Here is a 16,046-nt window from a genome sequence, read left to right on the forward strand (position 1 = left end):
TATCCGCAAAAAAATTAGACCAAGTGTAGTTAGTTTGTATTGTGCTGTTGTTGGGGACAAAAAAATAATAGGAATTGCATTGTGCTTAGACTATATCGTAAGCCAAATAAGGGGTTAGTGGGGGTAGATGTTAGTTCGACCTCTGTTAAGCTATTAGAGCTATCAGTTAAAAACGGTCGCTATTGGGTTGAAAGTTACGGGTTAAGTCCATTGGTTGATGGGAGTGTTGTTGAAAAAAACATCCTCAATCAGGATAACGTGGCTGATGCTTTAGAGCGCGCGATTAATATTGCAAATCCGCAATCAACGAATGCTGCTTTTGCAGTGCCTACGTCTATGGTGATTCACAAGGTCATCGAGATGGATGCCGACATGAGCGATGATGAGCGTGAAGTTCAGATTCGTATGGATGCTGAGCAATATATACCATTCCCACTTGACGAAGTCAGTTTAGACTTTGAAGTTCTTCCTGAGCGATTAAACAATCCAAACAGAGTGAACGTTTTACTCGTTGCGACACGTACTGAAAACGTGGACTCTCGTATTGAAGTATTGGATTTGGTCGGGCTTACCCCAAAAGTTGCCGATGTTGAAAGCTATGCACTGGAACGTAGTTTTGAAGTCTTTGCAGATACATTACCGATTGGTGCAAATCTTGTTGGTGTTCTTGATATTGGTCATACCATGACGACTTTATCAGTTATGCAAAATGGCAAAATTATTTACACGCGCGAACAAGTGTTTGGCGGTAAGCAATTGACTCAAGATGTGCAAAATCGTTATGGCTTATCTTATGATGAAGCTGGGCGTGCTAAAAAAGACAACACCTTACCAGATGACTTTGAAACAGAAGTTTTAATGCCATTCCTTGATGCAGTGATTCAACAAGCAGCGCGTTCATTACAGTTCTTTTTCTCTTCTTCTCAATTTAACGAGATTGATCATATTTTATTGGCGGGTGGTAATGCCAATATCCCAGGTCTTGCAAAAATGATGCAACAAAAATTGGGATATCGCGTCACTATTGCTAATCCATTTTTACAAATGGGCTTTTCTCCTCAAATCGACCTGAAAAAAATAGAAAATGATGCACCATCATTATTGGTGGCGTGTGGCTTGGCATTGAGGAGTTTTGATTAATGGCTAAAATTAATTTACTCCCTTGGCGCGAAGAGCTAAGAGAACAGCGAAAAAAGCAATTTGTTTATATCTGTATCGCAGTGGTATTACTTGCGATTTTATCGGTTTTAGCAGCTTGGTTCTTCTTGAATCATAAATTGCAAGACCAAGAACAAGCAAACCAACTTATTGTAAGCACCAATCAAAGTTTAGACGTTCAATTAAAATCCTTGGAAGGATTGCAAGAACGTCGAAATGCAGTGATTGAGCGGATGAAACTGATTCAAGGTCTTGAAGGTCAACGACCTGTTACTGTGCGTTTAGTAGACGAATTGGTACGTGTTGTTCCTGAAACAGTGTATCTGACGAAATTTACCCGTACTGGTAATAAATTTACCATCGAAGGTAAAGCTGAAAGCCCGAATGCAGTAGCAGAGTTATTACGTGGTTTAGAAGCTTCCCAGTGGTACCGAAATGCATTTATGAATTCATTCTTGGCTGCGCCAGAAGTGAAGGAAAAAGCACCAAGTTCGGTAATCCCTCGAGTTGAAGAGTCATACGGTACATTTATCGTGACTGTCGACTTGGGTGCAATTGCTCAACCGACATCAGATATGGACGCGAATAATGTGGGAGGTGCACCATGAGTCGTAATGATTTAAATGATTTTGATTCAGACGTCACTGCACCTAAAAAGAAGTCCATGACTGTTGAAAAGTTCTTTCAGCAATTTAATACTTTGGACTCCAATAACTACGGTAGTTGGCCACTGTCTGTAAAAATTACCTGTTGGATTTTTATTTTCCTATTTGTTTGTGCTATTGGTTACTTTTTGGTGATTAAACCAAAACTTGAATCCATTGATCTTGCTAAAGCACAAGAGGCAAATTTACTGACAGAGTTTAAAGAAAAGGATTCTAAGCTCCGTAATTTGCAGCAATACCAAGCACAGTTGCAACAAATGGAAATGAATTTCAATGAGCAATTACAACAATTGCCAAAAGAAACAGAAATTCCAAGTTTAGTTGAGGACATCAACTTAACAGGTGTGAATTCAGGACTCAAATTTAAAAATATCCGTCTAGAAAATGAAGTGGCTCAAGAATTCTTCATTGAGCAGCCAATTTCGATAGAAACGACAGGTGATTATCATTCATTTGGGCGTTTCGTGAGTGGAATTGCGTCTTTACCGCGTATCGTAACCTTACATGATTTTGTGATTACAGCGACGCCAAGTACAGATAAAAAATCTGATATTCCACTGATCAATTATTCATTAAAAGCCAAAACATATCGTTATGTTGCATCGACTGAAGATACGGTAGGTTCAGCGGTTGTTCCGCCAGCTGATATGCCAGCAGGAGGACAATAATGAAATCATTTAAGCTTTTGTGCGGATTAGTTATTGCAGCGACTATGGTGGGATGTGATTCGCGTATTGATGCGGTCAATCAAGAAATGGCGAATATTCGTAGCCAGCCGCCTTTACCCATAGAACCGGCACCTGTATTTAATCCAGTTCCAAATTTTCTTTACTCGGCACATCAACTTCGAAGTCCATTCTTGCCAAACTCATTGGCAACAGAGCTAAGAATCATGTCGGGTAAACGTGTTTATCCTAATTTTAATCGTCAACCACAGCCTTTAGAAAGCTATGCATTGGAAACGTTAAACTTCAAAGGAAGTTTAAAACGTAACAATGGCCAGATTCTCGCTTTGATTCAAACCCCTGATGGTGAGATTGAGCGTGTGCAACGTGGTAATTACATGGGGATGAACCAAGGGCGCATCGTGAAGATAACGCCGACTCAAATCGATCTGATTGAAATTGTTTCAGATGGTCGAGATGGTTATATCGAAAGACCGAGAAGCTTAGTGTTGCTTGGGCCTGTTGGTTAAGACGAGTTAAGGAATAACAATGAAAAAGAGTATGCAAAATTTTTGGGGTGGGGATCGACAGTATATGAACCGTTTTCTTCGTCAATTCGCTATGACCACTGTTTCTATAGCTGTTATGCAGGCAGCGGCGGCTAAAACTACGATGACCAATATTGTGCCTTTGCAGGTGCCAGGTCAAGGAACAGAAATCCGTGTCATGTTTAACGGATTACCTCCACAGCCACAGTCGTATCAATTGGAAAATCCATCTCGACTCGTTTTGGATTTTATGCAGGCAGGTCAAACACTGGCGAATACTAAAATACCTGTGTCGACCACTGAAGCAAACTCAGTGGAAGTCATTTCTAATGATCAGCGTTCACGGTTAACTGTCAATTTAACGCAGAAGGGGAGCTACACGACACGTGTTGAAGGCAATACCTTTATTTTAAAAATAAATAATCCAAACTCTGCGAAAGTGGCAACACCAGCGGCGCCAGAGGTTACACAAGCCAAAGCAGCAGAACCAGCGCCTAAAACAAGTGTTTTAAAGCCAGTCATACGTCCTAATCTGACGAATAACGTTACACCTGTTGCGGCTACAACTGTGGCAACGACACCTGTAACGCCAACACCTGTGATTCCTGTTGCAGCACAGCAGGTATTGAAACCAACTGCACCAACGCCTACGGTTTTAAGACCTGCCGCTCCACCTGCACCAGTGGTTCGTCAGCAAGTTGCAGCACCTGTACCACCTCCAGTAGCTCCTGTTTATCAGCAGCCTGTTGCGTATACACCGCCAGCACCTGTCGCTTATCAAACAGTACAACAAGGACTGCAAGATATTGGTTTTGAGCGCGGTAGTGCAGGTGAGGGACAAGTTGTACTGAATTTAAAAACAGCAGATACACCAGTAGATGTACAACAGCAAGGTAGCAAAGTTGTGGTGCGTTTCCTCGGTAACAAAATTCCATCGCATTTGGTGCGCCGTTTAAACGTTAATGATTTTGCCACGCCAGTCTCTACAGTAGACGCTTATAATGATAAGTCGAATGGTGTAATTTCCATTCAGTCGAGTGGTAGCTTTGAATATATGGCTTATCAAACAGATGGTAAGTTAACGATCAGTCTAAAACGCCCAGAAGAGAAAAAAGGCTTAAGCAGCCAAAATCGTACACCGAAATATACAGGTAATAAGATTTCTCTCGACTTCCAAGACATTGAAGTGCGCCGCGTATTACAATTGTTGGCTGATTTTACCGGCATTAATATGGTGACTTCGGATTCAGTTCAAGGGAATATTACATTACGCTTAAAAGATGTGCCTTGGGATCAAGCGCTTGATATTGTAATGAAAACCAAGAACTTGGATAAGCGTCGCAACGGAAACGTGATTTGGATTGCACCTGTTCCAGAATTGATTAAAGCCGAAGAAGAAGAGGCGAAAGCCATTGCACAAAGTGTGAAATTAGCACCATTACAAACCGAATATATTCAATTGAGCTATGCCAAAGTTGAAGATATTGAAAAGTTGATTACTGAAGGTCGTAACAGCCGTTCATCCAATGGTAATAATACAAACTCAACAACTGACCCATTGGGGGACAGTGTCGGGTCATTATTAAGTCCACGTGGTACAGTTTCAATTGATCCACGTACCAATACATTGATCATTAATGATACAGTTCAAAAAATTGATCAAATTCGCAAGATGATTGATTTACTGGATGTTTCTGTAAAACAAGTCATGATCGAAGCTCGTATTGTACGCGCGACAACAGATTTCACCAAAGAAATGGGTGTGAAATGGGGTGTAGTATCGAAAGGTGTTGCAACCAATAATGATCTTTTGGTTGGTGGTAGTGATCAAACGCTGTGGGATTTAAAATCACCAAGTGAGGATGGTCGTTATAATATTCAACGTCCTGATAACTTAAATGTGGATTTAGGTGTGGCTGGGGCTGCAGGTAAAATTGCATTTGGTTTAATCAATATGTCTGATTTTATGCTGGACCTTGAGTTGTCGGCACTACAAGCTGATGGCTACGGTGAAGTTATTTCTACCCCAAAAGTTCTCACTGCTGATAAGCAACAAGCGAAAGTTGCTTCAGGTCAGGAAATCCCTTACCAAACCACTGAAACTGCAGGTGGTGCTGCAACGGCGACGACTTCCTTTAAAGAAGCGTTGTTAAGCTTAGAGGTAACACCAAGTATTACGCCTGATGGTAAAATTCAAATGAAATTGAACATTACCAGTGATTCACCAGCAGGTTATGCACAGAATGGGGAAATCATTTTGAATAAAAATCAAATTGATACCAATGTGCTTGTGAACAACGGTGAAACTGTGGTGCTAGGTGGTATTTTCGAGCAAGAAACGATTTTTAACCAAACCAAGGTGCCTTTCTTTGGTGATATTCCTGCTGTTGGTCGTCTATTCCGTAAAGACAGTAAAACAGAGAATAAGCGTGAGTTATTAATCTTTGTGACACCAAGAATTGTTAATGACAGGCAAACTAGAAACAATTAATATAGTTTCAATGAAAGCAATTCAATAGGTGACTCCTTGCCAAGCAAAGAGTTTGAAACCCTACCGAATATTTATTTGGTAGGGCCCATGGGAGCTGGTAAAACAACCGTTGGTCGACATCTTGCAGATTTACTTCATCGAGAGTTTCTTGATAGTGATCATGAGATAGAAAGAAAAACTGGGGCGACCATCCCATGGATTTTTGAGAAAGAGGGTGAACAGGGATTCAGACATCGTGAATCACTGGTAATTGATGATTTAACATCAAAACAAAATTTAGTTGTTGCGACGGGTGGCGGTGCAGTTACTCAGTCGATTAATCGATCTTATCTAAAAGATCGAGGTATTGTGATTTATCTTTATACTCCCGTAGAAATACAACTTCAAAGAACCTACCGTGATAAAAATCGACCTTTATTACAAGTCGAAAATCCTGAACAGAAATTACGTGAATTATTGAATATTCGTGATCCGCTGTATCGTGAAGTTGCACATCATATTATTGAAACGAATCAAGGTGCTGCGCGTGATTTGGCACAACGTATTCTTAATGTGATTGTCGCAAAAGAATTGAATTAAATTTGTTTTATTGGCTTATAACATCATGCAAACCTTATTCGTTGAACTCGGTGAACGCCGTTATCCTATTTTCATTGGTAGTGATTTAGATCCGCAACAATTACTTGAACCCTATATTCATGGGCAACAGGTCATGATTGTCACCAATGAAACAGTTAAACCGTTGTATTTAAATCACTATGTATCAGCTGTGGAAGGTTTAGGTAAAAAAGTTGAGACATGTGTTCTACCTGATGGTGAATGTTATAAAAATATTGAACATTTGAATTTAATTTTTGATGCCTTGCTTGAGGCAGGATTTAACCGAGATTGTACAGTGCTTGCCTTGGGTGGAGGGGTGATTGGTGACATGGCTGGATTTGCATCAGCTTGTTTCCAACGCGGAGTGTATTTTATTCAAGTCCCGACTACGCTGCTATCGCAAGTCGATTCGAGCGTTGGCGGTAAAACTGGAATCAACCACTCATTAGGCAAAAACATGATTGGCGCATTCCAGCAGCCACAGGTCGTACTTGCGGATATGGCGCAACTTAAAACATTGCCTGAGCGTGAGTTATCAGCAGGTTTGGCTGAAGTCATTAAGTATGCCCTATTAGGAGATGTTGATTTTCTTGCATGGCTTGAGGAAAACATGGATGGTCTCGTTGCACAACATCCAGAAGTACTTGCTGAAGCAGTGTACCGCTCTTGTGCACACAAAGCGCGAATTGTGGCCAATGACGAGAAAGAACAGGGTGAGCGTGCATTACTGAATTTAGGTCATACCTTTGGACATGCGATTGAATCTTATCTGGGATATGGTGAGTGGTTACATGGTGAGGCTGTGGCGACGGGAATGGTGATGGCGGCAGATTTATCTTATTTAATGGGGTGGATCACAGAAGCTGACCTTGAACGTACAAAAATTATCATTCAACGTGCGAAATTACCGATAAAATGTCCTCAAATTCCACTTGATGAATTTTTGGCATATATGTCTCATGACAAAAAAGTCCTGAATGGTCAATTACGTTTAGTGCTCTTGAAGTCGCTAGGGCAAGCAGTAATTACCAAAGAGTTTGATGTGGAATTAATGAAACAAGCGATTTTACGTAATCAAGCATAATCTTAGGTTTTCTCATGACGGTACGCCACTCATCCCCACGCACAGCGCAACAATATATTTGGTTGATCGGTGGCATACTGTTTTTAGTCGCATCTTTTGTATTCTGGATTTTGACTGATAGCAAAGAGTTGGTTACTCAGTCTAAGCAAATTGAAGAAACTCAAGTCCAGATTCAACCTGAAAAGGTGGCAGCAACAAATTATTTGGGCGGGCTGACTGATCAAGTGCGACCTTTGGAATTAACTGCGCGTAAAGTGGCTTCAGGAAACCATTTGCCTGAATTTAGAGGCACAAAGTTTATTCAAGACAATAAAAATAATTATTTTATCGAACTATTTCGCGTTACCAATGAAGATGTAATTAAAAGTTTTCTTAATAAGCAAACTGATCGTAAACCATACATTTATTTTCGTTTGAGTGGTGAGGATCAAGTTGAACAGTACATTTTGGGTTATGGGCTGTTTATGGGGGAAGGTGCTGCCAAGACAACTTTAAATGGATTGGATTTAAAGTTACCACCTTCTGTAGCGCCTAAAGTTGCTGGCTTTAATCAGTTTGTGGGTCAAGTCAAAGACATGGGTTCTGAAGAACTAACAACTGCAAAATTATACGAAATTAAATTACGACCTGCAGCGGTACCATTGATTGATGAGTCATTGCTGGTTCGTCCTAAGCCAACCCCTGTGGCTGATCCTGCTAAGGCAACAACCAATGTGACTATTACAAGAAAAGATCAGTCAGGAAATGTGGTTGATGTGAGACGTTCGCAATCGAATGTTGACCCTATTTCGAGCGATAATTCAAAGAATAATACGGATAAACGGAATCAAGAGGCTCAAATTAGTGATCCATTTAATTAAAATGGTATAAAATGGCGCAAAATTAAACGAAAGCATAATAAATTTGCACATCATTGGTGCGATAAAGTGGTTCTAATTTGGTGCCTTTTCGGTTAATAATGACAAAATAATTGAAATAAAACGCTTGCACGGAATAAATAAATATTGGCATAGATTTTGCTTTATTGGTGCACTGATTAAGTAAATTGTCCCTATTTTGGAGCGAAGACCTTAATTTAGTGTGCGATTTAGTCAAATTGATCTGCTTTAAATGAGTGCAAATCGTCTCGTACATTTGTGAAATTAAATCAGAAAAGACGTTCAATAACGAAAGACATACAGAATCATGTCTTTGTTTTATAAAGAAATCGTATTTGAAGAATAGATAAGTTTTGCCCAATGAGGGCCATGTTGAAGAAGGGTACGCTATGCACATGCCATCGCCTAATACTGTAGCTCCCGCTAAAGGTCTATACCAACCGGATGAGTTTAAAGATAACTGTGGTTTCGGATTAATCGCCCATATGCAAGGTGATGCGAGTCATGACTTGGTCAAGACCGCGATTCATAGTTTAAGTTGTATGACGCACCGCGGTGGTATTGCTGCAGATGGTAAGACGGGTGATGGATGTGGTCTACTATTGGCTATGCCTAAGCAATTCTTCCGTGAAGAAGCAAAACGTTTAAGTGATATTACACTCAGTGAAATTTTTGCAGTAGGTACAGTTTTTCTTAGCCTAGATCCTGCAATTGCTGCACATGCAAAACAAGTGCTGACTAAAGAAATTGAATCAGAAGGTTTGCGTGTAATTGCATGGCGCTTAGTGCCAACCAATAATGAAGCATTAGGCTCAATTGCGATGCAGTCTTTGCCAGCTTTTGAACAAGTAATTGTTAACTGTCCAATGGGTGTTGAAGAAGTTGAGTTTAATCGTAAGTTATTCTTGGCTCGACGTCGTGCTGAACAAAAATTAAGTCAAGATAGTTCATTCTACGTTACAACACTTTGTTCAACTGTGATCTCTTATAAAGGCTTAATGATGCCTGAAGCGATTGCAGATTTTTATACAGATTTAGCTGATCCACGTTTGGAATCACACATTGTAGTGTTCCATCAGCGTTTCTCAACCAATACATTGCCACGTTGGCCATTGGCACAACCTTTCCGTTACTTAGCGCACAATGGTGAAATTAATACCATTACAGCAAACCGTAACTGGGCGATGGCACGTACACCAAAGTTTGAAAACCCGCTCTTACCTGGTTTAACTGAGCTCAACCCAATCGTAAATCGTACTGGCTCTGACTCTTCAAGTTTAGACAACATGCTCGAGATCTTGGTTGGTGGAGGTATGGATTTATTCCGTGCACTACGCATGCTCGTTCCACCAGCATGGCAAAACGTTGAAACTTTAGATGCTGATTTACGTGCATTCTATGAGTTCAACTCTAAACATATGGAAGCATGGGACGGGCCAGCAGGTCTTGTGATTCAAGATGGTCGTCATGCGATTTGTATGCTTGACCGTAATGGCTTACGTCCTGCACGTTGGGTAATTACTAAAAATGGTTACATCACACTTGCATCAGAAATTGGTGTCTGGGGTTATGAACCAGAAGATGTGGTCTCTAAAGGTCGTGTTGGACCAGGTCAGATCTTAGTCATTGACACTTTCACTGGTAAATTGCTGGATACTAAAGACGTCAGTAATCATCTGAAAAAAATGCGTCCTTATCGTCAATGGTTGCGTGAAAATTCAGTGCGTATCCAAGGCAGCCCTGAGTTAGAAGAATATCTATGTGATCAAGGCTTAAAAGGCGATGCTTTAAAAGCAGCGCAAAAAATGTTTATGGTGACATTTGAAGAGCGAGATCAGTTATTACGTCCAATCGCTGAAAGTGGTCAAGAAGCAGTAGGTTCGATGGGCGATGATACGCCGATGGCAGTATTGTCTCGTCAAGTACGCCATGTAACAGATTACTTCCGTCAACAGTTTGCTCAAGTAACTAACCCACCAATCGATCCATTACGTGAATCGATCGTAATGTCTTTAGAAACATGTTTGGGTCGTGAACAAAATGTATTTGAACAAGGTCCAGAGCATGCGGATCGATTAATTATTTCAAGTCCTGTACTGTCAAACTCTAAAATGCATCAAATTCGCACTTTAGGTCGTAAGGGCTATGAGATTGCAGATATTGATCTAAACTATGCAGAGACTGAAGGTCTAGAAGCCGCGATTACACGTATTTGTGAAGAAGCAGCGCAAGCAATTCGTGATGGCAAAACCCTATTAGTGATTTCCGATAAGAAAATCCGTGAAGGGTTCTTACCAGCCAATGCAGCGATGGTAACGGGTGCTATCCACCATTACCTCATCCATGCAGGTTTACGTACAGATGCAAACATTATTGTTGAAACAGCTTTAGCGCGTGATCCACACCAGTTTGCCGTAATGCTTGGCTTTGGCGCAACAGCAATTTACCCATATCTTGCATATGACGTCATTAATGATTTAATTGCGAAAGGTGAGTTGTTAGGTGATCCGATTCATGCGCAAGCGAATTTCCGTAAAGGGATTGAAAAAGGATTGTTGAAAGTCCTTTCAAAAATGGGTATTTCCACCGTTGCTTCATATCGCGGTGGGCAGTTGTTTGAGGCTGTTGGTTTATCTGAAGAAGTTGTTAATAAATGCTTCACAGGTGTTCCAAGCCGTATTAAAGGTGCGACTTTTGTTGATCTTGAAAATGATTTGAAAAAATTAGCAGAAACCGCTTGGAAATCACGTAAGCCAATTGAGCAAGGTGGTTTGCTGAAATTTGTATTTGATAAGGAATATCACGCTTTTAATCCTGATGTAATTAATGCTCTACATAAATCTGTACGTTCTGGGAAATATGAAGATTTCAAAGAATATGCTGAGCTTGTAAATAATCGTCCAGTGGCAACCATTCGTGATTTATTTAAACTCAAAACAGAAAATTCAATTCCACTGGATCAAGTTGAATCTGTAGAAGCGATTCTTCCGCGTTTTGACTCTGCAGGGATGTCTTTAGGGGCATTATCACCAGAAGCACATGAAGCGATTGCCATTGCAATGAATACAATTGGTGGTCGTTCGAACTCAGGTGAGGGTGGTGAAGATCCAGCGCGTTACGGCACAATCCGGAACTCAAAAATCAAACAAATCGCATCAGGTCGTTTTGGTGTAACGCCTGCTTACTTAACTTCTGCAGAAGTACTGCAAATTAAAGTGGCACAAGGTGCAAAACCGGGTGAAGGTGGTCAGTTGCCAGGTGGTAAAGTGAATGGCTTAATTGCACGTTTACGCTACTCTGTACCGGGTGTGACATTAATTTCTCCACCACCGCACCACGATATTTATTCAATCGAAGATTTATCGCAGTTAATTTTTGATTTAAAACAAGTGAACCCTCAAGCGATGGTCTCCGTAAAACTGGTATCTGAGCCAGGTGTGGGTACGATTGCTGCGGGTGTTGCAAAAGCCTATGCTGACTTTATTACCATCTCTGGTTATGACGGTGGTACAGCAGCATCGCCATTGTCTTCGATTCATCATGCGGGTTCGCCATGGGAGCTTGGTCTTTCTGAAGCGCATCAAGCCCTTCGTGTAAATGATTTGCGTGGTAAAGTTCGCGTTCAAACGGATGGTGGTTTAAAAACGGGTCTAGATGTCGTGAAAGCAGCTATTTTAGGTGCGGAAAGCTTCGGTTTTGGTTCTACACCAATGATTGCGTTGGGTTGTAAATACCTCCGTATCTGCCACTTAAATAACTGTGCGACTGGTGTAGCGACTCAGCAAGATCATTTGCGTCAAGAGCACTATATCGGTGAACCACAAATGCTCATTAACTTCTTCACCTTTATTGCTGAAGAAACACGTGAGTGGTTGGCTGCATTAGGTGTATCAAGTTTGAAAGACTTGATTGGTCGTACCGATTTACTAGAAATGCTACCTGGTGAAACAGATAAGCATGCTCACCTAGATTTAAGTGCTTTACTTGAATCACATCCAGCTGCTGAAGGCAAAGCTCAATATTGCGAAGTCGAAGGAAATGCACCATTTGATAAAGGTGTTTTGGCTGAGTCTATGATCGCAGAAATATTGCCTGCGATTGAAGCTGGTACAGGTGGTGAATACAGTTTTAGCATTGGTAACTGTGACCGTTCTATTGGGGCACGTGTTTCAGGTGAGATCGCTCGTCGCTATGGTAACTTAAGTATGGAAGCACACCCTGTTAAAGTGAATTTGACAGGTACTGCTGGACAATCACTTGGTGTATGGAATGCGGGTGGTCTGCATATCAAGCTTGAGGGTGATGCGAATGACTATGTGGGTAAAGGTATGGCGGGTGGTCGTATCTCAATTTTCCCACCGAAGGGTTCTCCATTCCAAACACAAGAAACAGCGATCATTGGTAACACATGTTTATATGGTGCAACAGGCGGTAAATTATTTGCTGCAGGTACAGCTGGTGAACGTTTTGCTGTTCGTAACTCAGGTGCGTTCGCGGTGATTGAGGGTGCTGGAGATCACTGTTGTGAATACATGACAGGTGGTATTGTGACGGTACTGGGTAAAGTTGGTCATAACTTCGGTGCAGGTATGACAGGTGGTTTTGCTTATGTACTTGATTTAGATAATGACTTTGTTGATCATTATAACCACGAGTTGATCGAGCTTAATCGTATTTCGACCGAATCAATGGAAGAACATAAAGAGTTCTTAAGCCGCATTTTAGATGAGCATATTAAGGAAACTGGTAGTGCTTGGGCGTACAAGATCCGTAACGAGTTTGATTTCTACAGCCGTAAATTCTGGTTGGTGAAACCAAAAGCTGCAAACTTGCAGACTTTATTAAAAACAACTCAAGCTGATCCTCAATAATTCCACTACTGCAGATATATAGGCAGATGCAGCTGAACTAACAATAGACTGCATCTACCCACGGAGAGAGACATGGCAGAACGCCTTAATAATGACTTTCAATTCCTGGATGTCGCACGCCAAGATCCAGAGAAAAAAGATCTCAACGTCCGCAAAGCTGAGTTTGTGGAAATTTATAAACCCTTTACAGCTGAAGTTGCGAAAAACCAAACACATCGCTGTTTAGGTTGTGGTAACCCTTACTGTGAATGGAAATGTCCAGTACATAACTATATTCCAAACTGGTTAAAACTGATTGCTGAAGGTCGTATTTTTCAAGCAGCAGAGCTTTGCCACCAAACCAATACACTACCGGAGGTGTGTGGTCGAGTTTGTCCTCAAGACCGTTTGTGTGAAGGTGCATGTACACTAAATGATGGGTTTGGTGCGGTGACCATTGGAAATGCTGAAAAGTATATTAATGATACGGCATTTGCATTGGGCTGGCGTCCTGACATGTCTCATGTCAAATGGACAGATAAAAAAGTCGCGATTATTGGTGCAGGCCCTGCAGGTCTAGGTTGTGCGGACATTTTGGTGCGCAATGGTGTTAAACCTGTCGTATTTGATAAGCGCCCAGAAATAGGTGGTTTGCTGACCTTTGGTATTCCTGAATTTAAGATGGAAAAGGACGTGATGAAACGTCGTCGTGAAATCTTTACAGGCATGGGGATTGAATTCCGTTTAAATACAGAAATTGGCACAGACATCACCATTGATCAATTGCTTGCTGATTATGACGCTGTCTTCATGGGTATGGGAACATACACATACATGAAAGGTGGTTTCGCAGGTGAAGATTTGGAAGGTGTTTATGATGCCCTTGATTTCTTAATTGCCAATGTGAATCGTTGCCAAGGTTGGGAGAAAGATCCTTCAGAATTTATCAGTGTGGAAGGTAAGAAAGTTATTGTACTCGGTGGCGGTGATACTGCTATGGACTGTAACCGTACTTCAATCCGCCAAGGTGCAACATCTGTCACTTGTGCATACCGCCGCGATGAAGAAAACATGCCAGGTTCACGCCGTGAAGTTAAAAATGCGCGAGAAGAAGGTGTTGAATTTCAGTTCAATCGTCAGCCGATCGAAATCGTGGGTGAGAATGGAAAGGTCACAGGTGTTAAATTTGTGACGACTCAACTCAGTGAGCCTGATAGTCGTGGTCGTCGCAGTCCTGAACCGATCCCAGGTTCAGAGGAAATCTTACCTGCTGATGCAGTGCTGTTGGCCTTTGGTTTCCGTACAAGCCCTGCAGAATGGTTTAATGATGTAAGTATTAATTTAGATGGTTCAGGTCGTGTCGTTGCTCCTGAGCATCAACAATACAAGTTCCAAACTTCTAATCCGAAAATCTTTGCCGGTGGAGATATGGTGCGTGGTTCTGACTTGGTCGTAACTGCGATTTGGGAAGGACGTCAGGCTGCTGAAGGTATTTTAGATTATCTTGATGTTTAAACGAAAACATGCCTTACAAAAAATCCTACTTCGGTAGGATTTTTCATTTATATGCATGACTTGTTTGACAATCTCTTGTTGAATATTCAAAAGTATCCAATTCAAGAACTATCTTAAGAATCATGTAATTAAATTAAAAAAGAGAATGGTGTTGTAATTTAATTTGCGACTTTATTGGCAAAAAATATAATTTATTTGTCTGTGTGGTTATTTTTGCAATATTAAATCTGATTTATTCTGACAGTATGAATAAGAAATGCTATATCCATATAGGCTCTAAAATGACAACTACACAAATCGCCAAAGATAAATCTTATTTAAATCGTCCAAAAGCGATTGGGATTACCGTACGACGTTTAAATTATAATCCTAAAGCCATACGACGCCATTTTTTCGCGAATTCTCCTGTCATGTCACACTTGTTGACGGCACTTTCTTCTACCTTTCCAATTGGTGAACAATTCTTTGTTCATAGTGTTCGTAATGTACGAGATAAAGTGAAAGATGAAAAATTACAAGCGCAGATTGCAGCATTTATTGGTCAAGAAGCGATGCATTCAAAAGCACATGCGGAATTTAATGACGCTTGGCGCCGTGATGATTATCAACTTGACAACTTTCAAGCATGGTTAGCGCGACGCGATGAATTTATTCGTACTACCCATCCAAAATTGCAGTTAGCAATTACCTGTGCTTTTGAGCATTTTACAGCGTTATTGGGTGGTTATATTCTTCGTCATCCTGAAGTCCTGTCGACCTTAGATGAAGATGCAACTAAGCTTTGGGTGTGGCATGCTATTGAAGAAATTGAACATCGAGCAGTTGCATTTGATGTCTATCAAGCGGTATACAAAGATACCAAAGTGCGCCGCAATATTATGCGTAGCGTAACCACAGGTTTCGCGAGTCTTACATTTTATTCAGCGACTCGATTATTTTGGCAAGATCGTCGAAAAAGCTTACCGAAGGTCAGTGGAAACTTATATGGTATTTACCTGATTTCTAAAATGATGATCGAGCTAATTCCAGAATATTTATCATATTACAAAGAAGATTTTCATCCTTCTGAAATTGACTATACGGATATCGTGAATCATTGGAAGGCAAAATTAGCTGAAGAATATCAAGTGGAAGGCTTCCAAGAGCATCCCCAACCTGTACTATATAGCTAACAAAAAAAACCTAGCGAAAGCTAGGTTTTTTTATTACTTAGATGAGTCTTGATTAAACTGACGCATTCTTCTTTGGCGCTGCCAAGGGAGAGGGCGGTCTAGTGCTTCGGGGACATCGCCTGATGTAGAGCGTAAACGTAAATGTAATGCAGCTTGTGCAATTAAATTTGCCGATACAGGCGCCGTAATAAAGGCAAGTAATGTAATCAGTAGTTCAGCAAACCCAAAGCGACTATGAAAAGCTGAATAAATCATAGCTGCTATTAAAAAACTACCTAGGCCTAGTGTGCTCGACTTTGTAGGGGCATGCAGACGCATGAATAGGTCAGGCAATTTCACCATTCCAATTCCACCTACAAGTGTAAAAAAGGCACCATTGATCAGGAAGAAGGAAACTAAGATTTCCATAATCAGCTGAAT

General features: G+C 40.9%; 12 protein-coding genes. 11 read left to right on the forward strand and 1 reads right to left on the reverse strand.

Features of this window, described 5'->3' with window-relative positions; translation table 11 throughout:
• Positions 1-81 precede the first annotated feature (81 nt).
• From AC1M9E_RS01240 to AC1M9E_RS01290, 11 genes are all read left to right on the forward strand, one after another.
• Positions 82-1,140 carry a pilus assembly protein PilM gene (locus tag AC1M9E_RS01240; RefSeq protein WP_035263966.1) on the forward strand — a complete coding sequence of 353 codons (1,059 nt, stop codon included), beginning with the start codon at positions 82-84 and terminating at the stop codon, positions 1,138-1,140.
• On the forward strand, positions 1,140-1,766 hold the full coding sequence (locus tag AC1M9E_RS01245; protein WP_179998862.1) for a PilN domain-containing protein: 627 nt from the start codon (positions 1,140-1,142) through the stop codon (positions 1,764-1,766). The genes AC1M9E_RS01240 and AC1M9E_RS01245 overlap by 1 nt, the downstream gene beginning before the upstream one ends.
• Positions 1,763-2,491, forward strand: a complete 729-nt coding sequence (locus tag AC1M9E_RS01250; RefSeq protein WP_035263971.1) for a type IV pilus inner membrane component PilO — start codon at positions 1,763-1,765, stop codon at positions 2,489-2,491. Before AC1M9E_RS01245 ends, AC1M9E_RS01250 begins: the two co-directional genes overlap by 4 nt.
• Positions 2,491-3,018 (forward strand): pilus assembly protein PilP, encoded by a 528-nt coding sequence (locus AC1M9E_RS01255; RefSeq protein WP_035263973.1) that lies wholly within the window; start codon positions 2,491-2,493, stop codon positions 3,016-3,018. The genes AC1M9E_RS01250 and AC1M9E_RS01255 overlap by 1 nt, the downstream gene beginning before the upstream one ends.
• A gap of 19 nt (positions 3,019-3,037) precedes the next feature.
• Positions 3,038-5,527 carry a type IV pilus secretin PilQ gene (locus tag AC1M9E_RS01260; RefSeq protein WP_488224956.1) on the forward strand — a complete coding sequence of 830 codons (2,490 nt, stop codon included), beginning with the start codon at positions 3,038-3,040 and terminating at the stop codon, positions 5,525-5,527.
• A 36-nt stretch (positions 5,528-5,563) separates the two neighbouring features.
• Positions 5,564-6,106 (forward strand): shikimate kinase AroK, encoded by a 543-nt coding sequence (aroK, locus tag AC1M9E_RS01265; RefSeq protein ID WP_035263975.1) that lies wholly within the window; start codon positions 5,564-5,566, stop codon positions 6,104-6,106.
• Between the two features lie 25 nt (positions 6,107-6,131).
• Positions 6,132-7,211 (forward strand): 3-dehydroquinate synthase, encoded by a 1,080-nt coding sequence (gene aroB, locus AC1M9E_RS01270; protein ID WP_481607864.1) that lies wholly within the window; start codon positions 6,132-6,134, stop codon positions 7,209-7,211.
• A 14-nt stretch (positions 7,212-7,225) separates the two neighbouring features.
• Positions 7,226-8,071 carry a hypothetical protein gene (locus AC1M9E_RS01275; RefSeq protein ID WP_488224957.1) on the forward strand — a complete coding sequence of 282 codons (846 nt, stop codon included), beginning with the start codon at positions 7,226-7,228 and terminating at the stop codon, positions 8,069-8,071.
• Positions 8,072-8,484: 413 nt separating this feature from the next.
• Entirely contained in the window at positions 8,485-12,960 is a 4,476-nt protein-coding gene (gene gltB / locus AC1M9E_RS01280) for a glutamate synthase large subunit (protein WP_171076729.1), read from the forward strand.
• 72 nt (positions 12,961-13,032) lie between these two features.
• A complete protein-coding gene (locus AC1M9E_RS01285) occupies positions 13,033-14,454 on the forward strand; it encodes an FAD-dependent oxidoreductase (protein WP_035263992.1) in 1,422 nt (473 codons plus the stop codon).
• A 281-nt stretch (positions 14,455-14,735) separates the two neighbouring features.
• Complete coding sequence (locus AC1M9E_RS01290) at positions 14,736-15,626, forward strand: metal-dependent hydrolase (RefSeq protein ID WP_481589148.1); 891 nt, start codon at positions 14,736-14,738, stop codon at positions 15,624-15,626.
• Between the two features lie 33 nt (positions 15,627-15,659).
• On the opposite strand, the gene AC1M9E_RS01295 is transcribed toward AC1M9E_RS01290, so the two are convergent.
• Positions 15,660-16,046, reverse strand: coding sequence for a Na+/H+ antiporter subunit G (locus AC1M9E_RS01295; RefSeq protein ID WP_481590464.1), 387 nt, complete (start codon positions 16,044-16,046; stop codon positions 15,660-15,662).

The sequence above is a fragment of the Acinetobacter sp. 24-47-47 genome (assembly GCF_057737035.1).

Excerpts from the sequence above, each read along its gene's own strand:
- gltB (WP_171076729.1), top strand. The coding sequence starts at position 8,485 with ATGCCATCGCCTAATACTGTAGCTCCCGCTAAAGGTCTATACCAACCG.
- AC1M9E_RS01245 (WP_179998862.1), top strand. The coding sequence starts at position 1,140 with ATGGCTAAAATTAATTTACTCCCTTGGCGCGAAGAGCTAAGAGAACAG.
- AC1M9E_RS01275 (WP_488224957.1), top strand. The coding sequence starts at position 7,226 with ATGACGGTACGCCACTCATCCCCACGCACAGCGCAACAATATATTTGG.
- AC1M9E_RS01255 (WP_035263973.1), top strand. The coding sequence starts at position 2,491 with ATGAAATCATTTAAGCTTTTGTGCGGATTAGTTATTGCAGCGACTATG.
- AC1M9E_RS01290 (WP_481589148.1), top strand. The coding sequence starts at position 14,736 with ATGACAACTACACAAATCGCCAAAGATAAATCTTATTTAAATCGTCCA.
- AC1M9E_RS01250 (WP_035263971.1), top strand. The coding sequence starts at position 1,763 with ATGAGTCGTAATGATTTAAATGATTTTGATTCAGACGTCACTGCACCT.
- AC1M9E_RS01285 (WP_035263992.1), top strand. The coding sequence starts at position 13,033 with ATGGCAGAACGCCTTAATAATGACTTTCAATTCCTGGATGTCGCACGC.
- aroB (WP_481607864.1), top strand. The coding sequence starts at position 6,132 with ATGCAAACCTTATTCGTTGAACTCGGTGAACGCCGTTATCCTATTTTC.
- AC1M9E_RS01260 (WP_488224956.1), top strand. The coding sequence starts at position 3,038 with ATGAAAAAGAGTATGCAAAATTTTTGGGGTGGGGATCGACAGTATATG.